This window comes from Stenotrophomonas sp. Steno-C15, from assembly GCF_056393265.1.
Window position 1 is genome coordinate 37,352 of the sequence record NZ_JBWJPF010000015.1, and the last position, 22,096, is coordinate 59,447.

Here is a 22,096-nt window from a genome sequence, read left to right on the forward strand (position 1 = left end):
CTGCGCGGGGCCGGCAGCGCGATCGCCCGTCAGAAGCGGTAGGCCGCCTGCACGTACACCCGGCGCGGTTCCCCGGGGAAGTGCCCGTTGCGCGCAATGAAGCCACTGGCCGCATACACCTTGTCGAACAGGTTCTTGACGTTGGCCTGGAACTGCCACTGCTTCCACGTGGTCTTCCAGCTCATGTCGAACACGGTGTAGGCCTTCACGCTCTGCCCGTCCAGGCTGATGCGCTCGCCGACATGGTCGGCACCGAAACCAATGGCCGAGTTCAGCGCAGGCAGGTCGTAACGCGTCCACAGGCCGAGCGTGTTGCGCGGTGCATTGGCGAAGCGGTCTCCGGAGGCGTTGGTGATGCCGTTCGGGCCCGCATCCTTCACCCGTGCGTCGTTGTACGCGTAGGTGAGGTTCACCACCCAGCGATCGGTCACATCGGCCAGCAGATCGAGTTCCATGCCGGTGCTGCGCACCAGGCCCAGCGCGGCGAGCTGGTTCACGCCTGCGGTCACTTCGCCGGTGGCCTGCACGATGTTGCTGCGGTCGATGCGGTAGGCCGCCATGTTCAGGGTCACACGCTCGGCCAGCAGCGACTTCATGCCTATCTCCCACTGTTTGCTGCGTTCAGCGTCGAACGGGCCGCCGGCAGCACGGTCCTGGTTGGCCGCGCTCTGTGGCACGAATCCGCTGGCCACGTTCGCGTACAGGTTCAGCCCCTCGCGCACGGTGAAAGTGCTGCCCAGCCGCCAGCTGAGGTCGTGCCCATCCACGCTGCTGCCGCCGAGGCGATCCTCGTCCTTGAAGCCATCCCAGCGCAGGCCGGCCAGCACATGCCAGCGCGTGCCCAGCGCAAGTTCGTCCTGCAGGTAGCCGCCGTAGCGGGTGCTGCGCGTGGAGGTGCTGCGCCAGGGCAGGGTAGTCAGAGCGTAGTCGTGCCAGGTGCTGGCGCCATACACTGGATTGAACAGGTCGATGCCACGCACCGGTCCCGCACCGCGCGCGAGGTCGGCACTGTTGGCGGTCTGCGCGGTGAAGTCGGCATCGAGCTGGTACACGTCAGCGCCGAACAGCACTTTATGCTCGATGCGGCCGGTACTGACCCGCCACACGGCATTGCCGTTGACAGTAAACGCCTCGTTGTCGCGGATCTGGTTGCGCAGCTGGCGCGTCATCCACTCGGCCACGCCATCGCGATCGCGGTCGATCAGCCCCATCGGCTCGTGATACATCTGGTGTTCGTTGTTGGTGAACCAGCGCGCGGCGAAATCCACATCCAGATTTGAGGCCGGCGCGAAGCGATACTGCGCCAGGGCGACCTTCGCGCGCATGTCGAGGAAGTCGCTGGCCTCGTTGTGGTTCCAGCGGCGATCGGTCAGGAACGTACCTGCGTCATTCACCGGTACACCCCGCAGGCGGTTGCCGCCCAGGTTCTGGGTGATGTCGGTGAACTGCAGGGTCAGCTCGCCGGTATCGCCCACATCGAAGGCCAACGATGCATCGCCGATCACGCTTTCGCTGTCGGTGTTCCAGCGCACACCCTGCTCGGTGTCGCCGTACAGACCGGCGCGGTAGCGCACGCGGCCGGCCGCATCCAGGGGGCCGGTGGCCTCGACCGAGCCGGCGCGGAAATCCTCGTTGCCCAGCTGGACTTCGATGCGGCGCTCAGTCGTGGCCCGCGGTTTGCGGGTCACATAATTGATGACGCCGCCGGCATCACCACCGCCATACAGTGCGCCGGCCGGACCCTTCAGCACCTCCACCCGCTCGATGTTGAACAGCTGGGGCACCGCGAAGCCCGCATACGGGTCGCCGCGCAGGCCGTCATAGAGCACGTTTTCCTGCCGGAAGCCACGCAGGGTCACGCCCGCATAGCTGAAGAAGCTGATGCCGCTGATGCTGCGGTACAGGTCGGTCACCTGGCGCGCAGCCTGGTCGTCGATCAACTCGCGCGGCACCACCTGCACCGATTGCGGCACCAGCTCCAGCGGGGTATCGGTGCGGGTGCCAACTGCGGCGTCGTCAACCCGGTACAGCGTCTGAGCACGGCCACGCACTTCGACCTTGTCGAGCTGGGTGGTCGCGGTGGTGGGTGGGGCGGCGGCCTGTGCCAGGGGCGCCAGGGGCAGGGCGAGGGCCGCGCACAGCGCGCGGCGGCGGAGCGGGAACAGGGTCATGGGAGGGGATTGGCAACCGCAAATGAGAAAGATTAGCATTTGCAGTGATGCTGTGCCTATTCCCTGATGGCGCGATGGACATCTGGGCACGTGCGGAGGACGTTACGCCCGTATCGTCGCAACCTCCCTCCGGCCCGCGGCCTCGGTCATCACGACGGCGAGCTGCTTGAGCGAGTAGGGCTTGCGCAGCAGGGTGAAGCCGTGGCCGGGGTCGCGTGCCAGCAACTCGCTGTAGCCGCTGGTCAGGATGATGGGCAGATCCGGAAAGCGATCGCGCACGTGCCGGGCCAGTTCCAGGCCGTTGGTGCCGGGCATCACCACGTCGCTGAACATCACATGGAACCGCGTGGCGTCCTGTTCCAGTTCGGCAAGTGCCTCATTGGCGTTGCGGGCCAGTACCACCTCATAGTCGAGTTCGCGCAGGGCTCTGACCGCGAACTCGGCCACATCCACGTTGTCCTCCACCACCAGCACGCACAGCCCGTGCCCGTGCAGCAGGCCCGGCTGTGCCGCCGGCCGCGCCACCGTCTCGCTGGAACGGGTGAGCGGCAGATACAGCGTGAACCGGGTACCGACGCCAGCCTCGCTCTTGACGTCCACCTCGCCTTCGGACTGCTTGACGAAACCGAATACCTGGCTGAGGCCCAGGCCGGTGCCGGCACCAATGCCTTTGGTGGTGAAGAAGGGTTCGAAGATGCGATCCACCACGCCCGGGTCGATGCCAGAGCCGGTATCGGTCACGCTGATGGCGGCGAAGTCACCTTTCAGCGGTGCCGCGAAGCGGACCGAAGGCACCGCCGTAACCTGCTCGACGTCGATGGTGACCGTGCCGTGGCCGTCGATCGCATCGCGCGCATTGACGGCGATGTTGATCAGCGCGGTGTCCAGCTGGGTGCGGTCCAGCAGCACCGGCAGCGGGCGATCAGGCAGGTTGACCGACACCTGGATGCGTGCCCCCAGTACCGTGGTGATGATGTCCGACAGGGCCTGCACGCTCTCGCACAGGTCGAACACCTCCGGTGACAGGCTCTGCCGGCGCGAGAAGGCCAGCAGCTGCGCTGTCAGCCGTGTGGCCCGGTCCGACGCATTGCCGATCGCCTGCACGTAGCGGCGTCGCGGATCTTCCGCCGGCCAGGTATGCAGCAGCATGTCCACCGAGCCGGTGATGACCTGCAGCAGGTTGTTGAAGTCGTGCGCGACGCCTCCGGTGAGCTGGCCGATGGCTTCCAGCTTCTGCGACTGCCTGAGCTGCTCACGGGCCCGCACCAGTTCCAGGTGCGCCTCGCGCGCCTGTTCGGTGATCGCGGCCACCTGGCGGCTGTGCAGGTCGCGCTCGATCACGCGTTCGGTCTGCTCGCTGACCACGCAGATGATCCCGGCGACGGCACCGCTGGCATCGCGCAGAGGCGAATAGGAGAAGGTCCAGAAGGTCTCGCGCAGCGTGCCGTCGCGGTCCATCATCAGCGGCAGGTTCTTGAAGCTGCGGCTGCGGCCCGCGAACGCCGCATCGATGGCATGCTCCACATCGGCCCAGACGTCAGACCACACCACGCCCAGGCGGTTGCCCATGGCGCCGTGCAGCTTGTCACCCAGCATCGGCAGGTAGGCATCGTTGAAGAAGAATGCCTTTTCGCTCTGGCCCCAGGCGATCCACAGAGGTTCCGGAGAGTCGAGGATCATCGCAAGCAGCGTGCGCAGCTCGCAGGGCGCCTGTGCCGCCGCCGGCGAGCGTGCCCAGTCGCTGTCCTGCAGCAGGCGATAGGCAAGCTGGTCGGGTGCGGAGACGGGAAGGGGGAAAGGATGCATGGCCGTCGGCGCGGGAAGGTGCGGCAGCATAGCCGAACCGATGTCAGCAGGGCCTGCACATCGCCAATGGGTCGGGGCAACCGCAGCGGCTAGCCTGGCTCCTGGCCTGGTTGCCCGGCCAGGGCGTGCCGGCCTGCCGGCGTCAGGTCGATGTCCGCATCCTCGGCCTGCACCGCAAAGCCCGCATTCACTGCCCAGGTCGCAGCGTCACCGCGCACCGGCTGCGCGTCGGCGATGTCCTGCAGGATCCTGATCTGCGCTGCGGTCAGCTCCATCGCCTCATACCCCCAGCAGCGACGGGAGCTGCCACTCCGAAACACGCGCATGGCTGATCGGCTGGTGGCAGCCGCAACGCTCGCAGCGGAACAGGGCACCGCCTGGCAGCTGCAGCAATGTGTCCTCACTGGCGGAGGTGGTCTCCGCGCAATGGTGGCAGGTGACGGTGAGCGCGGTGATGCGTTCAACGCCACCGGACAGGTTGAAGACGGCTTCGAAAGCGCGGATGACAGGGTGGGACATAACCGCTCGCGAGTAGTACACGTCCGCATCCTCGCCTGCCACCCGTGACGGCGCAGTCAGCTGTGTGCATCGGCCGCATCAAGACACCCCGCCGTCAGAGCTTTCTTCAAAGCTCCTTCTTCTTGCCGCTCAGATCCAGTGGCTTGTCATCGCCCTTGCGCTCGCTGGACCAGACTTCAAGACTCTTGTTGCAGCGGCTTTCGCGTGCGGCGACCTGCGGCGGCAGGTCCTTCAGGTGCGGTGATTCCTGGCAGCCCGAATGCATGGCCGTGTCGTCATAGGTGGCGCAGGCAGCGAGCGAGGCAAGCATGACGGCATAGACCGAGGCGCGGAGCGCGGCGGGGGCGAAGCAGGTAGGCATGGACGGCATCCTGGGAAAGTGGGGGTGCCCTGATTCAATAATGTGACCCCGTGCCGACGCAATCGGTCTGCCTGCACTTGTTATTCAGTAACAAGTGTGGCGATACTCTGCGGTTGTGGCATCTGCGGGCTACGCGACGCAGATCATGAACAGTGCGGACAGCGCCAGCATCAGCATGAAGACCCGCCGGCTCAGGGCCAGGCAGGCCAGGCAGGCGGCCAGGGCCCAGGCCGCCAGCAGGACGCAGGTGAGCAGCCACAGTCCGGTGGTCATCAGTGACCCCGCAGCGATGGCCGACAGAGCGGACGCCTTGAACAGCGCGATACCCAGCACACTGCCCAGCACGCCGGCCTGCAGGGCGACCGCGTCATGGTGGGCAGGGGCACGGCGGGGAGGCATTGCGGTCCGGACGATCGACCAGGGGGTGTTGATCGAAGTCTGCCCGAACGGATATCCACGCCATGTGTAGTCCCGTCGGCCGCCGCCGCAGGCCTGCCTGCCGCGTGCGGCGCTGCGGGACGGCCGGAGGACAGTGTCAGTGACTGCGGGCGACCGTGCGTGCGCGGTTCTTTTCCAGCATCACCGCGATGCACCACAGCAGCAGGCCACCGAAGGCCGTGGCTGCGCCGACATAGCCGGTGGTGGCGGGACTGAAGCCGGCGCTGATGGCCATGCCACCCAGCCACGGTCCCAGCGCGTTGGCGGTGTTGAACGCGGCATGGTTGGAGGCCGCAGCCAGCGTCTGCGCTTCTCCCGCCACATCCATCAGGCGGGTCTGCAGCACGGCGGCGAGCGCACCCATGGTGCCCACGGTGATGATCATCGGGCCGATGGTCCACACCGACTGCGCAGCCAGCGGATACAGCAGCAGCATCACGATCGACCACGCCAGTACCAGCGCGGCGGCCTTGAAGTGGAATCTGTCCACCAGCCAGCCGCCGGCGATGTTGCCGATGATGGCGCCGATGCCGAACACACCCACGGCGAGCGGCATCCACGATTCGGCAACCCCGGTCACCTGCACCAGGGTCGGCGCAAGATAGGTGAACACACAGAACATGCCGGCGAATCCGACCGCACCGATGGCCAGTGCCAGCCATACCTGCGTGGTGTTGAAGGCGCGCAGCTCGCGCATCGGCGAGGTGCGCACCTCCTCCGGGTCGGGCAGCAGGAAGCGCGCGATCATCGCAACGGTGGCAATGGCCAGCAGGGTGACCAGCGCAAACGCCGTACGCCAGCTCAGTTGCTGGCCCAGCCAGGTGGTGAGCGGGTTGCCGATCAGGATGGCGATGGACAGGCCGAGCAGCACGCGCGACATCGCCTGGCCGCGCTGGCCGGCCGGGCTGATCGCCGCCGCTACCAGCATCGCCACGCCAAAGTAAGCGCCATGCGGAAGGCCCGCGACGAAGCGCGCGATGAGCATGGTGGCGTAGTTCGGTGCCAGCGCGCTGGCCAGATTGCCGACTGCATAGAAGCCCATCAGCGCCAGCAGCAGGCGACGGCGCGGGAAGCTGGCGCCGACGAACGCCAGGACCGGTGCACCGACCACCACGCCGATGGCGTAGGCGCTGATGAGATGGCCGACCTGTGTTTCGGTGATCGACAGGCCACGACTGATTTCCAGCATCAGGCCCATGCTGGCGAACTCGCTGGTACCGATGGCAAAGCCGCCGAGCGACAGGGCGAGGATGATCAGGGTGCGCTGGCGGGGCGTCAGCTGCGCGGCCAGGGAGGAATTGGGGCTCATGCGGGGGCGCAGGGGGCGGGGGAGCAGGCTATTGTACTGCTGCACCGCAACAGGGGTCATCGCCGGCTGCCAAGAATCAGCGTCCGGCCAGTGGTAGTGCTGCGCACCGCATGTTGACGGGATCTCCATTTCCATGAACATCTCCATAGCGGAGCAGAGCACCGTGCGGGTGCCTGCCCAGGCTGCATCGCTGTCTTCCGCGAGACCTCCGCGGTTGGACAATCGCGGATGCACGGTTGTTACACCCTTCGTTCCCTGTCGCGGCGGTCTCCGGGCCGGTGCGTGGCCTAGCTCAAGGTGCTCCATGACACTTTCCATCCGTACTGAAATGCCGGCCGACATCGCCGCCATCCATGCCCTGACCACCGCCGCTTTCGCCGCGGCCGGACACAGCAGTCACACCGAGCAGTACATCGTTGATGCGCTGCGCGAGCGCGGCGAGCTGAGCATCTCGCTGGTGGCCGACGCGGCCGGAGAAGTCATCGGCCACGTCGCTGTTTCGCCGGTGTCCGTCAGCGACGGCAGCAGCGGCTGGTACGGCCTGGGCCCGATCTCGGTGCTGCCGGAGCGACAGGGGCAGGGCATCGGTACCGCATTGATGCGCGCGGCCATCGAGGCGCTTCGCCAGCAGCACGCGCGAGGCTGCGTGTTGCTGGGCGAGCCGGCGTACTACGCTCGTTTCGGCTTCCGCGCCGAGCCGGGGCTGGTGCTGCCGGGCGTTCCTGCCGAGTACTTCCAGGCGCTGTGCCTGCAGCCGCCACTGGCGCAGGGAGAGGTGCGCTACTCCCGGGCGTTCGAAGCGACCCACTGATCGCGGGCGTTCAGCCCGCGTGCCGAAGATGGATCAGCGGATACGGACGGCCCTGTGAATCCAGCGCTGAGCGGCCGGTCTCGGTGAAGCCCATGCGCAGGTAGAACCCCACTGCCTGCGCATTCTGCGCATTGACGTCGGTGCTCAGCTGCGGATGCACGGCCAGTGCGTGCTGCAGCAGCTGACGGCCGATGCCGGTGCCGCGCACGTCCGGGTCGATGAACAAGGCTTCCAGATGCGTCCCGTCGATCAACATGAAGCCCAGAGGACGATCATCTGCATCCACGGCCACGGTGGTCGGCGCCTGGGGCAGGAAACCAGCCACTTCGGCATCGATGGCCAGGCGGTCTTCAGGGCTGAGGAAGTCGTGGGTGGCGTCGACGGCGCGGCGCCACAGGTCGACGAGTGCGGCACCGTCATCGGCGCGCGAGGGGCGCAGGGTGGTCATGGGGGGGAACGTGAAGCGGGCAGGCAGCACAGTATGACGTCATTCTGGCATCCGCTGCGCAGCCCGGCGTTACACTGTGCGCCTGAGCTCCGCCGCCTCACGGAAACCGCCATGACCGACGCCCCGGGTGTACCGGTGCACGACGCCGACGAACAGTGGATGCGCCATGCGTTGGCGCTGGCCGAACGCGCGCAGCGCGAGTTCGACGAGATCCCGGTCGGTGCGGTGCTGGTCGGTGCCGACGGCCAGCTGCTGGGTGAGGGCTGGAACCTCAATATCGCTTCGCACGATCCCAGCGCGCACGCCGAGATCGTGGCGATGCGTGCCGGCGGCAAGGCGCTGGCCAACCATCGACTGTTGGGCAGCACGCTGTACGTGACGCTGGAGCCCTGCGCGATGTGCGCGATGGCAATCGTGCATGCGCGCGTGTCGCGGCTGGTCTACGGTGCCAGCGACCCGAAGACCGGTGCCTGTGGCAGCGTGTTCGACCTGCTGGGCGACGCGCGCCACAACCACCGCGTGGAGATCCACGGCGGTGTGCTGGCCAAGGAGGCGAGCACGCGGCTGACCAACTACTTCCGGGCCAAGCGCGGCAAGCCGCCCCTGCTGCTGGAAGGCCCTGCGGACGAGGGTTGAGCAGCGAAAGGGTATGATGGGCGCCCCTTTCCTTTTCCGGCGGCCCGCGGGCCAGCCCTGCAGCGAGACGACACGATGGTGGAGAACGGCGCGGCCAACGAGCGATTGATCTGGATCGACCTGGAAATGACCGGGTTGGATACCGACAACGATTCGATCATCGAGATCGCCACCGTAGTGACCGATGCCCAGCTCAACGTGCTGGCCGAAGGACCGGAATTCGCCATCCATCATCCGCTGGAGACGCTGGAGGCGATGGACGAGTGGAACCGCAACCAGCATCGTCGTTCCGGCCTGTGGCAGCGCGTTCTGGACAGCAGCGTGACCCTTGCCCAGGCCGAGGCGCAGACGGTGAATTTCCTGGCGGAGTGGATTCCGGCTGGCCTGTCGCCGATGTGCGGCAATTCGATCTGCCAGGATCGCCGCTTCCTGCACCGCCAGATGCCGCGCCTGGAGAAGTACTTCCACTACCGCAACCTGGATGTGTCCACGGTGAAGGAACTGGCCAGGCGCTGGGCGCCGGGCGTGGCCGCCGGCGTCGGCAAGAACAGCAGCCACACCGCACTCAGCGACGTGCATGATTCGATCAACGAGCTGCGCCACTACCGCCGGTTCATGGGCGCGCTTTCGGGGTTGCCGACTGCCTGAACGACGACGCCGGGCATGGCCCGGCGCTACCCATCGTTCAACCGCGTGGCGCTACTATCGGCCCATGAACGAGCCGATCCTGCTGCCGCGCGATATCGCCCACGACGCCCGCGACTGGTCCGACCTGCAGCGGGCGGTGGCACTGCTGGAGGCGCCGACCCTGACCGCGCGCATGGCCAACCTGGTCGGCACGCCGCTGGAGTTCGCAGTGAAGGCCCTGCCGACGTCGGTGTCCAGCCGCATCCACGGCGCGGTGCAGGCGGCGCTGTCGAAATCCGCGCAGGCGGCGCTGTGGAGCATGGACAATTCACCCGGCAAGGGCGCATCCACCCGCTGGCACAAGGTGGCTGCCGCAACCTCCGGCGCGGTCGGCGGTGCCTTCGGTTTTGCCGCGTTGTTCATCGAACTGCCGGTGTCGACCACCATCATGATGCGCGCCGTGGCCGATGTGGCGCGCAGCGAAGGCTTCGACCTGTCCGAGTTCAGCACACGCCAGGCCTGTCTGGAAGTGTTCGCGCTGGGCGGCAATTCGCCGCGCGACGACGCCAGCGAGACCGGCTACTACCTGGCCCGCGGCTTCACCACCGATGTGATGCGCCACCTGTCGGCCGAGCTGGCCGGCCGCGTGGTGACCGGCCGCGACCTCACCCTGGGCGTGGCCCCGAAGGAGGCCGGCAAGCTGTTGGCCAAGCTGGTGGAGAAGGTCGCCGCGCGTTTCGGTGTGGTGGTGACCGAGAAGTTCGCCGCGCAGGCGGTCCCCATCGTGGGTGCTGCCGCCGGCGCCACGCTCAACACCATGTTCACCGACTACTACCAGGACATGGCACGCGGGCATTTCATCGTGCGCCGGCTGGAGCGCAAGTACGGTGAGGATGTAGTGCGCACCTGCTATGACCGCGTGGCGCATGGCGGCGCCCTGATCGAGCCGACGCTCTAACCGGTGTCGGGGTCAGATCCCTCTGCCGTGCAAAGGGATCTGACCCCGGGCGAGACCTCGGGCGAGCCTATCATTGCCTCGGCGGAACAACTGTTTTGCCAGTCCGTACCTGTTGCCCGGCGGGCGCCATCCCCATTCTTTGCGGCACTCCCCCGCAAGAGATGGCCGACATGCTGTTCACTCCCCACCGCCTGGGCGCACTGACTCTGCCCAACCGCATCGTGATGCCGCCGATGACCCGTTCGCGTGCGGCCCACGGTAATGTTGCCACCGCCGAAATGGCGGCGTACTACGCGCAACGTGCCGGCGCCGGCCTGATCATCAGCGAAGGCACCCAGATCAGCGCGCAGGGCCAGGGTTATGCCTGGACCCCGGGCATCCACAGTCCGCAACAGGTACAGGGGTGGCGCCAGGTCACCGATGCGGTGCACGCGGCCGGCGGACGCATCTATGCGCAGCTGTGGCACGTGGGCCGTGTTTCGCATGTTGCCCTGCAGCCGAACGGTGAGGCTCCGGTGTCGTCGTCGGCATTGCTGGCCGAAGGCGTGAAGGTGTTCGTTGACCCGACCGGTGCCGGTCCGGAGGCCGGCGTGGGCGAGATGATCCAGCACTCGATGCCGCGCGCCCTGCGCGAGGACGAGATTCCAGGCATCGTCGAGGACTATGCACAGGCGGCGCGCAATGCACTGGCGGCGGGCTTCGACGGGGTCGAGCTGCATGGGGCCAATGGCTATCTCATCAACCAGTTCATCGATTCGCAGGCCAACCAGCGCACCGATGGCTATGGTGGCGCGCTGCAGAACCGGCTGCGCTTCCTGCGTGAGGTGACGCGGGCGGTGGTCGAGGTGGCGGGCGGCGACCGGGTGGGGGTGCGCCTGGCGCCGCTGACCACGCTGCAGGGGGCGGTGGACGATACGCCGCAGGCCACCTATCTGGCGGCCGCGCATCTGCTGGGTGGGCTGGGCGTGGGCTACCTGCACATCGCCGAAGCCGACTGGGACGACGCACCACCGATGCCGCTGGCGTTCAAGCAGGCGCTGCGCATGGTCTATCCGGGCACACTGATCTACGCCGGCAAGTACACCGCCGAGCGCGCCGAGCAGGCACTGGCCGAAGGCTGGGCTGACCTGATTGGTTTCGGCCGGCCCTTCATCGCCAACCCGGACCTGCCGGAGCGGCTGCGCCAAGGTTCGGAACTGAACCTGCCGGACCGCGCGACGTTCTTCGGAGGCGGGGTGGTGGGCTTCACCGATTACCCGACGCTGGAAAAGAGCGTCGCTGCCTGATTCCGCATCCGCCGGGCATGGCCCGGCGCTACCCGTGCCGACCGTTTGAGCAGGTAGCGCCGGGCCATGCCCGGCGAGCGCGCAGCGCGGGATGAGGCGCAGCGGTCAGGGCGTGTCGCGCACCAGCGCGTCGGCCTCGACCACGCCACCGTCCTTGCCGTGCAGGTACAGATGCATGTCCTGCTGCGGGTAAGGAATGTTGATGCCAGCCTTGTCATAGCCCAGCTTGATCTGCTCGAGCAGCGTCACCTTCGTGCCGAACCAGTCGGCCGACTTCACATAGCAGCGGATGCCCAGATTGATCGCGTGCGCGCCCAGCTCGTAGACCACTACGTCCGGCACCGGCGTCTGAAGTACGCGCGGGTCGGCCTTCATCAGCGCGAGGGCGGTATCGCGCGCCAACTGGATGTCGTCGTCGTAGCCGATGCCGACCACCAGCTCGACGCGACGGGTCGGTTCGGCCGTGAGGTTGATGATCGGCGCCGCGGTGATCAGGGTGTTCGGAATGGTGGTGTGCTGGTTGTCAGCGCCGGTGATGACGGTCTGGAAAATGCGCACTTCGCGCACCGTGCCGGTCTGGCCGGCGACCGTCACCACATCACCCACGCGGAACGGGCGCAGGGTCACCAGCATCACGCCTGAAGCGATGTTGGACAGCGAATCCTTCAGCGCCAGGCCGACGGCCAGGCCTGCAGTACCGAGCACGGCCAGCAGCGGGGTGATCTTTACGCCCAGCGTGCCGATGGCCAGAACCACCACGATCACCAGCGACGCCGCATACACCACGTTGCGCAGGAAGCTGCCCAGCATCGGGTCGGCGCCCATTCGCGCGGTCGCGCGCGGCATCGCGTTGGACAGGCGGCGTGCCACCCACAGGCCGACCAGCAGCACCACGATGGCGGCCAGCAGGGGCACGCCATAGGTTTCCAGCAGTCGCTCCCAGTTCAAGGTGTGGAACCAGGAGGACGTGGCGGGCGTAGCGGGTGCGGCGGCGATCATGCGGGTAGTCCTCTGCTGCGGAAGTGGGCTGCCTAGGGCAGGGCGTGCGCGCACGCCATAAACAGCAAGCCCCGCAGAGGCGGGGCTTGCATGCAGCAGCAGTATGGGCATACGTCGATGAAAACGACGTCAGCCTGCAGCTTCAACGCATCATGCGCTGGCCTTCAGCTTGGCCAGGCGCAGCCAGGTATCGACCACGGTGTCCGGGTTCAGCGACACCGATTCAATGCCTTCCTGCATCAGCCATTCGGCCAGGTCCGGGTGATCGGACGGGCCTTGGCCACAGATGCCGACGTACTTGCCCTTGGCCCGTGCCGACTTGATCGCCATCGACAGCAGCTTCTTCACTGCCGGGTTACGTTCGTCGAACAGATGGGCGACGATCGACGAGTCGCGGTCCAGGCCCAGGGTGAGCTGGGTCAGGTCGTTGGAGCCGATCGAGAAGCCGTCGAAGATCTCCAGGAACTCATCGGCGAGCAGTGCGTTGGACGGCACTTCGCACATCATGATGATCTTCAGGCCGTTCTCGCCCTGCTTCAGCCCGTTCTGGGCGAGGACTTCCACCACCTTGCGGCCTTCTTCCAGCGTGCGCACGAACGGAATCATGACCCAGAGGTTGTCCAGGCCCATTTCGTTGCGCACGCGCAGTACGGCCTTGCACTCCAGCGCGAAAGCAGCCGAGAAGCTCGGATCGACATAACGGCTGGCGCCGCGGAAGCCGATCATCGGGTTCTCTTCGTGCGGCTCGTAGCTGCTGCCGCCGATCAGGTTGGCGTACTCGTTGGACTTGAAGTCCGACAGACGCACGATCACCGGGTTCGGCGCGACCGACGCGGTGAGGGTGGCGATGCCCTCGGCCAGGCGGTCCACGTAGAAGCTGACCGGGTCGCCATAGCCGGCGATCTTCTCGTCGATCTTCTTCTTCGTTGCCGCGTCCTGGCGGTCGTACTCCAGCAGCGCGTTCGGGTGGATGCCGATGTGGCTGGCGATGATCATTTCCAGGCGCGCCAGGCCGATGCCGGCGTTCGGCAGCTGGCCGAAGTCGAAGGCACGTTCCGGGTTGGCCACGTTCATCATGATCTTCAGCGGAGCCGGCGGCATGTTGCCCAGATCGGTGGTGGTGCGCTCAAAGCCGAGCTTGCCTTCGTAGATGAAGCCGGTATCGCCTTCAGCGCAGCTGACGGTGACCAGCTGGCCGTCTTCGATGACTTTGGTGGCGTTGCCCGAGCCGACCACGGCCGGTACGCCCAGCTCGCGGGCGATGATCGCGGCGTGGCAGGTACGGCCACCGCGGTTGGTGACGATGGCCGAAGCGCGCTTCATCACCGGCTCCCAATCGGGATCGGTCATGTCGGCAATCAGCACGTCGCCCGGCTGCACGCGGTTCATGTCGTCCAGCGTCTTCACCACGCGGGCCACGCCTGAACCGATCTTGGCGCCCACGGCACGGCCTTCAGCCAGCACGTTGCCGCCCTTTTCGGTCAGCGCGAAGCGCTCGATCTGGGTGGCGTGGCTGCGCGACTTCACCGTCTCCGGGCGCGCCTGCACGATGAACAGCTTGCCGCTGACACCGTCCTTGGCCCACTCGATATCCATCGGGCGGCCGTAGTGCTTTTCGATCACCAGCGCCTGCTTGGCCAGTTCCTGCACGTCCTCGTCGCTGATCGAGAAGGTGTTGCGCAGTTCGGCCGGAGTGTCCTCGATCCTGACGCGCTCGCCGGGAACGTCCGAGTAAACCATGCGGATCGCCTTGCTGCCGAGCGAGCGGCGCAGGATCGCCGGCTTGCCGGCCTGCAGGGTGGGCTTGTAGACGTAGTACTCGTCCGGGTTGACCGCGCCCTGCACGACCATTTCGCCCAGGCCGAAGGACGAGGTGACGAACACCACGTCGCGGAAGCCCGATTCGGTATCCAGGGTGAACAGCACGCCGGAGGAACCCACGCCCGAGCGCACCATCAGCTGCACGCCGGCGGACAGGAACACGTCCTCATGCTTGAAGCCGTGGTGTACGCGGTAGGCGATGGCGCGGTCGTTGTACAGCGAAGCGAACACTTCCTTGACCTTGTGCACGACATCGTCGGCACCGGTGACGTTGAGGAAGGTTTCCTGCTGGCCGGCGAACGAGGCGTCGGGCAGATCTTCGGCGGTGGCCGAAGAGCGCACCGCCACGGCCACGTCGCCGCCGCCGTTCTCGGCGCTCAGCTTGGCGTACGCGGTCCGGATGTCCTGGTCCAGCTGCGGCTGCAGTGGAGCGTCGATGACCCAGCCACGGATTTCCTTGCCGGCCGCGGTCAGCGCGGTAACGTCCTCGACGTCCAGCGTGGCCAGCTTGTCGAAGATGCGCTTGGACAGATCGTTGTGCGCGATGAAGTCCTTGAAGGCTTCAGCGGTGGTGGCATAACCGCCTGGCACCGACACGCCCAGACCGGCCAGATTGCCGATCATCTCGCCCAGCGACGAATTCTTGCCGCCTACGCGGGCCAGGTCGGCCAGACGCAGTTCGTGCAACCACAGGATGTTCTCGTTCAAGCGCGATGCTCCGTTTGGCCATCGCCCGAGGCGGGCTGTAATGGCCGCGTCCGTAGGAAGAAGCCGATATGATGCCGGGCAGAGTACCGTCGGCACAAGCTTGTGCTGGCGGCCTTTTTAGGCTTCGTAGGGGGTAAAAGCGCGCATGTCGACCATCCGCCCGGTGTTCTATGTTTCCGATGGAACCGGTATCACCGCTGAAACCATTGGACATAGCCTGCTGACCCAGTTCTCCGGGTTCAGCTTCATTACCGATCGCATGTCGTTCGTCGATGACCCCGAAAAGGCCCGTGAAGCCTGTGCCCGGATCCAGGCGGCGGGGGAGCGCTACCAGGTCCGGCCGATCGTGGTGAACTCCTGCGTGGACCAGAGCCTGAGCCTGATCCTGGCAGACAGCGGGGCGCTGATGCTGGACGTGTTCGCGCCGTTCATCGAGCCGCTGGAGCGGGAACTGTCCAGCCCGCGCCTGGCCCGGGTCGGCCAGGCCCACGGCATGGTCGATTTCGACACCTACCACCGCCGCATCAATGCGATGAACTTCGCCTTGACCCACGACGACGGCATCGCGGTGAACTACGACGATGCCGACGTGATCCTGGTGGCGGTGTCGCGGGCCGGCAAGACCCCGACCTGCATCTACCTGGCCCTGCACTACGGGGTGCGCGCAGCCAACTACCCGCTGACCGATGAAGACCTGGAAAGCGACCGCCTGCCTGCGCGGCTGCGCAACTACCGGCGGAAGCTGTTCGGCCTGACCATCGACCCGGACAGGCTGCAGCAGATCCGCCAGGAGCGCCGGCCGAACTCGCGCTACGCCAATCTGGAAACCTGCCGGCGCGAAGTGGCTGCGGCCGAGACCATGTTCCGCATGGAGAGGATTCCGACCCTGAGCACCACGCACACTTCCATCGAGGAAATCTCCAGCAAGGTGCTGGGCACGCTGGGGCTGCAGCGCGAAATGTACTGATCCTCTCCCGGCGGCGCCGGCGATGCCGGGCCACGCTTGATGGCTGCGCTGCGTGCTCGCCGGGCATGCCCCAGCGCTACCCGTCGGCGCGTGGCTGGACAGGGACGATCGCGGCCGGTGGGTTGGCTGCGGCGTGAACCGCCCCCACGTTGAACCACCAACGTGTAGGATCGACCCATGGCCCGAGCCTTGCCCCGAACCGAACGCATTCCCCGCCTGAGCCGGCTGAGCTGGCTCATGGGCCTGTATGCGGAAAACTACCGGCACCTGGTGCGCCTGTTCGCACCGGCCGAGCTGGTTGCGGGCAGCTACATCTCTTCGGTGGGTGATGGCCTGGATGTGCGCCTGGACGTGATCGAGTGCCATCGCTACACCGTCGAACTGCGCCTGACCTACGACCTGGCCGACCCGGTGACCGGCGAGCCGGACCCGTCGGCCTATGTGCGCCTGTACCGCGACGCACGCCAGGCTGAAACCACCCATTGCTACGTCGGCCGCCGCTGGCAGGACACCATGGGGCTGTATCCGCCGCCGGCCGAACTGATCAGCCACCGCATGCGGATGAACACCTTCCTCGGCAAGTGGCTGGAATACCTGGCCGAGCGTGGCCATGGCGTGGCCACCCTGCGTCGCGATCCGGACGGCAGCGCGGCAGCCGATGGCGAGCGTCGCCTGTCGCTGGTGCGCTGATCGGCCATAATCCGGGGCTGACCTGCCGCCGGATGCCGCCATGCCGTATACCCCGATCGTCGCCACCCTGGGCTATGTGCTTTCGCCCGACGGGCGCCAGGTGCTGATGATCCATCGCAATACCCGCCCCGGCGACCACCATCTGGGCAAGTACAACGGCCTGGGGGGCAAGATCGAGCCGAGCGAGGACGTCGCAGCCGGCATGCGCCGCGAAATCGCAGAGGAAGCCGGCATCGCGTGTACCTCGATGCGTCTGCGCGGTACCATCAGCTGGCCGGGTTTCGGCAAGCACGGTGAGGACTGGTTCGGGTTCGTGTTCGTGATCGACGGCTTTGAAGGCAGCCCGCATGGCGGCAACCATGAGGGCACGCTGGAGTGGGTGGACCTGGACAAGCTCGACACGCTGCCGATGTGGGAGGGCGACCGCAATTTCCTGCCGCTGGTGTTCGATGCGGATCCGCGTCCATTCCACGGGGTGATGCCGTACAAGGACGGACGCATGCAGAGCTGGTCGTTCAGCCGGCTGTGAGCCGCGTCGAGGCAGTGCGGATTAATACCCGGGTGATATTGACGCCATAAAATTGCCCGGGTAATATTTCCGCATCGCCCCGGTGCCCGTGCCATGTCCAATGCTCCCCTTCCGCCGTTCAGCTGCTTCGACGGTCATCGACTTGTCGCTTCCGGTACGCCGGACGTCGCCGCGCTGGCGCTCAGGCAGCTGCGTGCCGATGCGGCTGCCGGCCCGCTGCTGGTGTTCGACAACGCCACCGGCCTGACCCGGGATTTCGACACGCGTGGCAGCGTCGCGCAGCTGCTGGTGCGTATCGCCCAGGCCTTCCCGGCATCACGCGCGCACGCCGATGTGCAGACGGCGGCCACCGATGAGCCGGTGGTGGCGCGCGGGCGCGGGCGACCGAAACTGGGTGTGGTCGCGCGCGAGGTCACGCTGCTGCCGCGTCATTGGACCTGGTTGGCCGGACAGCCGGGCGGCGCCTCGGTGGCGCTGCGGCGGCTGGTGGAAGCGGCCAGCCGGGCCAGTGCCGATCTGGACCGGCAGCGCCGCAACGCCGAACGCGCGTATCACTTCCTGCAGACCATCGGCGGCGATCTGCCCGGCTTCGAGGAAGCCACGCGTGCGCTGTTCGCGCACGACCGCGCGCGCCTGCAGGCTGTGCTGGAAAGCTGGCCTGTCGACGTACGCAGCCACGCTTTGCGTCTGGCCTTCGACGAACCTGCCGGCAGCACCGACGACTGACCTGCCGCCCCGCACATGCAAGCGGCCGCGCTGACCGCGGGCCGTTACTCCTCCCACCTGCGTCTCCTGCTGGCCCCTTGGCCGGGCAGGGCAACGCTTTGCCCATGGAATGCCCATGAATCCCCCATCACTGTCCGCAGCGCCTGTGTCGCCCCCCCTGTGGCGCGCCTATCTCGGGTTGTTGCTGCCGATGCTGTTGACCAACGCTCTGCAGCTGGCCTCCGGGACGCTCGACAACATCTACCTCGGCCACCTGCTCGGTGCACATGCGGTGGCCGCAGCGGCAGCGGTGTTTCCGATGTTCTTCCTGTTGCTGGCCCTGGCAATGGGCCTGGCTACGGGCGCCACGGTGCTGATCGGGCAGGCGTGGGGGTGCGGTGATGTGGTGCGGGTGCGGCGGGTCGCCGGAACGGCGATCGCACTGATGCTGGCGGTGTCGTTGCTGGTGATGGTGGTCGGCAACCTGTTCGCACCGCAGCTGCTGCAGGCGCTCGGCACACCGGCGCCGATCCTGGGTGAGGCCATCGCCTACGCGCGCATCATGCTGAGCGGCGTGCCGGTGATCTTCCTGCTCTGGCTGGCAACGTCGGTCAGCCGCGCGGTGGGCGATGCGATTTCGCCGCTGCACGCGTTGCTGATCGCCACCTTGATCGGCCTGCTGTGTACACCCTTGCTGATCGTCGGTGCTGCAGGCCTGCCGAGGATGGGAGCAGCCAGCGCCGCATTCTCCGCGGTGCTGGCTTCCACGCTGGCGTTGGCCTGGCTGTCGTGGCGCTGGCGCCGACAGGGGCATCCGCTGGCACCCGATCGTGATCTGCTGCGTGCGGTGCGCGTGGATGCGGGCACGGCGCGATCAATGTTGCGGATCGGGGTGCCGTCGTCGCTGCAGATGCTCAGCCTGGCCGTTGCCGAAATCGTACTGCTGGGCTGGATCAACCGGCACGGTTACCTGGCGACCGCCGCCTATGGCGCGGTCAACCAGCTGATGAGCTGGGTGCAGCTGCCGGCGATGTCGCTGGGCATCACCGCCACTGTACTGGCTGCGCACGCGATGGGCGCAGGGCGCATGGCGCGGCTGCCTGCGATCGCCCGCACCGGTGCGTGGCTGGGGGGCGGGCTGCTGGCTGCGGTGGTGGGGCTGGTGATGCTGTCGGCACCGTGGCTGGTCGGCCTGATCCTGGACGCACCGGACGTACGCGCGCTGGCGACAGAGCAGCTGCGCACGGTGGCCTGGGGCGTGCTGGCAATGGGCGGCGCCTCGGTGCTGGTGGGCGTGATGCGCGGCAGCGGCACGGTCGTGTGGCCGGCGCTGCTCGGAATGGCGGCCATCGTGCTGCTGGAACTGCCGCTGGCGGCCTGGCTGCATGCGCGGCATGGCCTGGCGGGACTGTGGTGGGCCTGGCCGCTGGGACTGGTGATGATGCTGGTGCTGCAGCTGTTCTGCTTCGCCGGTTGGCGGCGCCGGATTGCCGGCTGAGCGCCTGGGCGCCTGGCGGCTGCGCTCGCCTGGCCATCCCCGACGGAAAACGATCACTGCCGGTGCGCCAGCAGCAGATGGAAGTGCTTCTCGCGCTGCTGGCCATCGTTGCCTTCCGCGGTTTCACGGTGTGCCCGCCAGGCCGAAACACGGAAGCCCGAGATCCGCAGCGCGCGTTCCACCGCCTCCAGTTCGTGCAGGTGGAAGGTCGAGGCAAACGGCAGACCGCGCATGAAAGTGGCATCGCCGAACGCCAGGCACAGGCGGCCGCCAGGGCGCAGCACCCGCGCCAGTTCGTCCAGCACCGGCGCCAGGTTCGGCCAGAAGTAGAGGGTGTTTACGCTCAGCGCCGCGTCCACGCAGGCATCGGTGACGGGCAGGGCGTGGGCGTCGCCATGGCGCAGTTCCGCGCGATCACCCAGGCCGGTCGAGGCCAGTCGCTGGTTGCCGGCCGCAACCATGGCGGTGGACAGTTCGATACCGAGGTAGCGGCTGTTGGCCGCTTGCAGCAGCAGGGGCGCGAACGCGCCATTGCCCGGGCCGATTTCCAGCACGCTCTCACCTGCAGCGGTCGCGAGCAGGCGGATGGCGGCCTGGTTGAGCCCGCCATTGCTGCGGTTCATCGCGTCGGCCACGTCCAGGGCGTGGTCGCCATGGGGCATCCGCAGTTGAGCGGCCAGGGTGGCTGCGTCCAGCATCGGCATCGTCCGGTGAGGGGATCAGGACGTGGCGACGGCGGGTCCGCCGCTGACCATAGCGCCAGAGAGCCGGCTTGGGAAGGGCGGAAACCCCGCCAGAAGTGATGAGCAAATGTCCACCGTCGCAGTCGGTGAGAACGGGTTGTCCACAGGGGGTGTGGATTACGCGTGGGCAACTTTGTGGATAAGCCTCGACAGGCGCCACCCCCCTAGGCTGTCAAGATGGGTGGCGAAAAATTCACCGCTGGTGACGATGCGTGAGCGACCGGTGAAGGGGGAACGCGGGCCGTGCTGTCGCCAGCGGCTGCGCTCGCGGTAACCTGTGGCCCTTGATGCCCCGTGAGACTTCATGAAACGTCACTTCTCGATGCTGCGCGAGTTCCAGCTGGCGGACTGGTTCACCCTGGCCAACGCCTTCTGCGGCACCGGCGCGGTGTTCGCCGCCATGCGCTTCCTGCAGGATGGCGAGCGTGGCTACCTGCTGTTCGGCATGGCGTTGATCCCGCTGGCCTTCATCTTCGACGCGCTGGACGGCCGCATCGCGCGCTGGCGCAAATCCAGTTCGACGCTGGGCCGCGAGCTGGATTCGCTGTCCGACGTGATCTCCTTCGGCGTGGCCCCGGCCGCGCTGGCCTATGCCTGTGGCATGCAGGGCGGGTGGGACTGGCTGGTGCTGAGCTACTTCGTCTGCTGTGGCGTCAGCCGCCTTGCCCGCTACAACGTGACTGCCGAGGCGCTGGCCGGCGACGAGGGCAAGGTGAAGTTTTTCGAGGGCACCCCGATCCCGACCAGCCTGGTGCTGGTGATCGTGCTGGCGATCGCGGCGGGTACCGACGCGATCGGCCCGGACATCTGGCTTGGCCAATGGCAGCTGGGTCCGTGGCAGTTGCATCCGATGGTGCTGCTGTTCGCCCTGTCCGGGTCGCTGATGATCAGCAAGACCCTGCGTATTCCCAAGCCATGACGGCATCCTGCGGAGGCCTGCGATGACCAGTTCGGCCCATGACGCCGGCAGCAGCGATTTCGAGACTCTGGCCCGGCAGTATTTCGGGGCTTGGGGCGATGCCCTGCGCCATGCCTCCGCCGCCGGTGCGCCGGGCAGCGGCGATGCCGGCAGCTGGCAGCGCCTGTTTGACGGCTGGAGCCAGATGCTGCCCGAGCAGGGGCCGGGTGCGCCGGAGGACGCGGTGCGCCGGTTCCGCGAGCAGGCGGGCAGCTGGTACGGCACGATGCAGGAGGTCGCCAGCCGCTTCGCCGGTCGCGATGCCAGCAGCGCAGAAGTGGCACAGGCCTGGCGTGAGGCAGTGCAGGGCCAGGGGGATGGCCTGCTGCAATGGATGCTGCAGGGCGCGCGCGGCAGCACCCAGGCCGGCGGTTCGTTGCCGGAGTTCGCCAACTGGCTGCAGCAATGGCAGCTGCAGGCGGGCCCGTGGCTGCAGAGCCCCGCCTTCGGTCCCGGCCGTGAACACCAGGCGCGCTGGCAGGCCCTGCTGCGCGCGCAGGAGGATTACCAGCAGCAGTCACGCGCCTATGTCGAACAGATCCGGCAGGCGCTGGACGAGGCCTTCGAGCTGTTCGAGCAGCGGCTGGCCCAGCATGAGCAGCCCGGCAGCCAGTTGACCAGCGCGCGGGCGATGTTCGACCTGTGGATCGAGGCGGCCGAAGAGGCTTACGCCAAGGTGGCCCTGTCCGAGCCGTTCCAGCAGGTCTATGCCGACCTCGGCAACGCACAGATGCGCCTGCGCGCTGGGCTGCAGCGCGAAGTGGAGCAGGTAAGCGAGCGGATCGGCCTGCCGACCCGTTCCGAAATGGATGCCGCGCACCGTCGCATTGCCGAGCTGGAGCGCAGCCTGCGTCGCCTGCAGGCGCAGGTGACGGTGCTGGCGGGTACGGCGACGGTGGATCCGGCCGCACAGCCGGCCCCGGCCAGGGTGAAGCCTGGCACTCGCAGGGCGGCCGCGAAGAAGGCGGCGCCAGCGCCGAAGGCTGCAGTCAAGAAGGCTGCAGTCAAGAAGGCTGCAGTCAAGAAGGCTGCAGTCAAGAAGGCTGCTGCAAAGCGTGCGCCAGCCAGGAAGGCGACATCCCGTACTTCCTCGCGGAAAACATGACCG

At 67.1% G+C, this 22,096-nt stretch carries 23 protein-coding genes; 12 read left to right on the plus strand and 11 right to left on the minus strand.

What is annotated here, in order from left to right:
• Nucleotides 1-29: 29 nt before the first annotated feature.
• From AC06FB_RS12545 to AC06FB_RS12575, 7 genes are all read right to left on the minus strand, one after another.
• Complete coding sequence (locus tag AC06FB_RS12545) at nt 30-2,171, minus strand: TonB-dependent siderophore receptor (protein WP_478053750.1); 2,142 nt, start codon at nt 2,169-2,171, stop codon at nt 30-32.
• Nucleotides 2,172-2,273: 102 nt separating this feature from the next.
• Nucleotides 2,274-3,977, minus strand: a complete 1,704-nt coding sequence (locus AC06FB_RS12550; protein WP_478053751.1) for an ATP-binding protein — start codon at nt 3,975-3,977, stop codon at nt 2,274-2,276.
• Nucleotides 3,978-4,066: 89 nt separating this feature from the next.
• A complete protein-coding gene (locus tag AC06FB_RS12555) occupies nt 4,067-4,252 on the minus strand; it encodes a hypothetical protein (protein ID WP_111187042.1) in 186 nt (61 codons plus the stop codon).
• Nucleotides 4,253-4,256: 4 nt separating this feature from the next.
• A complete protein-coding gene (locus AC06FB_RS12560; protein WP_053517863.1) occupies nt 4,257-4,496 on the minus strand; it encodes a hypothetical protein in 240 nt (79 codons plus the stop codon).
• Nucleotides 4,497-4,602: 106 nt separating this feature from the next.
• Nucleotides 4,603-4,857 carry a hypothetical protein gene (locus AC06FB_RS12565; RefSeq protein ID WP_053517864.1) on the minus strand — a complete coding sequence of 85 codons (255 nt, stop codon included), beginning with the start codon at nt 4,855-4,857 and terminating at the stop codon, nt 4,603-4,605.
• A gap of 129 nt (nt 4,858-4,986) precedes the next feature.
• Entirely contained in the window at nt 4,987-5,256 is a 270-nt protein-coding gene (locus AC06FB_RS12570; protein WP_053517866.1) for a hypothetical protein, read from the minus strand.
• A 136-nt stretch (nt 5,257-5,392) separates the two neighbouring features.
• Nucleotides 5,393-6,604, minus strand: coding sequence for an MFS transporter (locus AC06FB_RS12575; RefSeq protein WP_277380827.1), 1,212 nt, complete (start codon nt 6,602-6,604; stop codon nt 5,393-5,395).
• A gap of 304 nt (nt 6,605-6,908) precedes the next feature.
• Between AC06FB_RS12575 and AC06FB_RS12580 the strand changes: the two genes are divergently transcribed.
• Nucleotides 6,909-7,415, plus strand: coding sequence for a GNAT family N-acetyltransferase (locus AC06FB_RS12580; RefSeq protein WP_478053752.1), 507 nt, complete (start codon nt 6,909-6,911; stop codon nt 7,413-7,415).
• Between the two features lie 10 nt (nt 7,416-7,425).
• On the opposite strand, the gene AC06FB_RS12585 is transcribed toward AC06FB_RS12580, so the two are convergent.
• A complete protein-coding gene (locus AC06FB_RS12585; RefSeq protein ID WP_164153107.1) occupies nt 7,426-7,863 on the minus strand; it encodes an acetyltransferase in 438 nt (145 codons plus the stop codon).
• Nucleotides 7,864-7,974: 111 nt separating this feature from the next.
• Here AC06FB_RS12585 and tadA point away from each other — a divergent pair, with 111 nt between their 5' ends.
• The 4 genes from tadA (at nt 7,975) to AC06FB_RS12605 (ending at nt 11,370) form a co-directional block, all read left to right on the plus strand.
• A complete protein-coding gene (gene tadA / locus AC06FB_RS12590; protein ID WP_053517868.1) occupies nt 7,975-8,499 on the plus strand; it encodes a tRNA adenosine(34) deaminase TadA in 525 nt (174 codons plus the stop codon).
• Nucleotides 8,500-8,574: 75 nt separating this feature from the next.
• Entirely contained in the window at nt 8,575-9,147 is a 573-nt protein-coding gene (gene orn, locus AC06FB_RS12595; RefSeq protein WP_053517870.1) for an oligoribonuclease, read from the plus strand.
• Between the two features lie 64 nt (nt 9,148-9,211).
• Nucleotides 9,212-10,084: an EcsC family protein gene (locus AC06FB_RS12600; protein WP_053517871.1), complete on the plus strand. Its 873-nt coding sequence runs from the start codon at nt 9,212-9,214 to the stop codon at nt 10,082-10,084.
• Nucleotides 10,085-10,254: 170 nt separating this feature from the next.
• Complete coding sequence (locus AC06FB_RS12605) at nt 10,255-11,370, plus strand: alkene reductase (protein WP_478053753.1); 1,116 nt, start codon at nt 10,255-10,257, stop codon at nt 11,368-11,370.
• A 105-nt stretch (nt 11,371-11,475) separates the two neighbouring features.
• Here AC06FB_RS12605 and AC06FB_RS12610 read toward each other — a convergent pair whose 3' ends face one another.
• Both AC06FB_RS12610 and ppsA read right to left on the minus strand, forming a co-directional pair.
• Complete coding sequence (locus AC06FB_RS12610; protein WP_065175325.1) at nt 11,476-12,369, minus strand: mechanosensitive ion channel family protein; 894 nt, start codon at nt 12,367-12,369, stop codon at nt 11,476-11,478.
• A 150-nt stretch (nt 12,370-12,519) separates the two neighbouring features.
• Nucleotides 12,520-14,898, minus strand: a complete 2,379-nt coding sequence (gene ppsA / locus AC06FB_RS12615; RefSeq protein ID WP_478053754.1) for a phosphoenolpyruvate synthase — start codon at nt 14,896-14,898, stop codon at nt 12,520-12,522.
• 145 nt (nt 14,899-15,043) lie between these two features.
• Here ppsA and ppsR point away from each other — a divergent pair, with 145 nt between their 5' ends.
• The 5 genes from ppsR to AC06FB_RS12640 all read left to right on the plus strand — a co-directional run bounded on the left by ppsR (nt 15,044) and on the right by AC06FB_RS12640 (nt 19,287).
• Entirely contained in the window at nt 15,044-15,865 is an 822-nt protein-coding gene (ppsR, locus tag AC06FB_RS12620) for a posphoenolpyruvate synthetase regulatory kinase/phosphorylase PpsR (RefSeq protein WP_053517875.1), read from the plus strand.
• A 177-nt stretch (nt 15,866-16,042) separates the two neighbouring features.
• Nucleotides 16,043-16,555 carry a DUF1249 domain-containing protein gene (locus tag AC06FB_RS12625; protein WP_053517876.1) on the plus strand — a complete coding sequence of 171 codons (513 nt, stop codon included), beginning with the start codon at nt 16,043-16,045 and terminating at the stop codon, nt 16,553-16,555.
• Nucleotides 16,556-16,595: 40 nt separating this feature from the next.
• Nucleotides 16,596-17,084: an NUDIX hydrolase gene (locus AC06FB_RS12630; protein ID WP_053517878.1), complete on the plus strand. Its 489-nt coding sequence runs from the start codon at nt 16,596-16,598 to the stop codon at nt 17,082-17,084.
• A gap of 93 nt (nt 17,085-17,177) precedes the next feature.
• On the plus strand, nt 17,178-17,810 hold the full coding sequence (locus tag AC06FB_RS12635) for a DUF2239 family protein (protein WP_197601005.1): 633 nt from the start codon (nt 17,178-17,180) through the stop codon (nt 17,808-17,810).
• A gap of 115 nt (nt 17,811-17,925) precedes the next feature.
• Nucleotides 17,926-19,287 carry an MATE family efflux transporter gene (locus AC06FB_RS12640; protein WP_459040225.1) on the plus strand — a complete coding sequence of 454 codons (1,362 nt, stop codon included), beginning with the start codon at nt 17,926-17,928 and terminating at the stop codon, nt 19,285-19,287.
• A gap of 53 nt (nt 19,288-19,340) precedes the next feature.
• Here the strand turns inward: AC06FB_RS12640 and AC06FB_RS12645 are convergent, their stop codons facing one another.
• On the minus strand, nt 19,341-19,991 hold the full coding sequence (locus tag AC06FB_RS12645; RefSeq protein ID WP_065182725.1) for a class I SAM-dependent methyltransferase: 651 nt from the start codon (nt 19,989-19,991) through the stop codon (nt 19,341-19,343).
• 343 nt (nt 19,992-20,334) lie between these two features.
• On the opposite strand from AC06FB_RS12645, the gene AC06FB_RS12650 reads away from it, so the two are divergent.
• Entirely contained in the window at nt 20,335-20,949 is a 615-nt protein-coding gene (locus AC06FB_RS12650) for a CDP-alcohol phosphatidyltransferase family protein (RefSeq protein ID WP_053517884.1), read from the plus strand.
• A 22-nt stretch (nt 20,950-20,971) separates the two neighbouring features.
• Nucleotides 20,972-22,093, plus strand: coding sequence for a class III poly(R)-hydroxyalkanoic acid synthase subunit PhaE (gene phaE / locus AC06FB_RS12655; protein ID WP_478053755.1), 1,122 nt, complete (start codon nt 20,972-20,974; stop codon nt 22,091-22,093).
• The last annotated feature ends 3 nt before the right edge of the window (nt 22,094-22,096 follow it).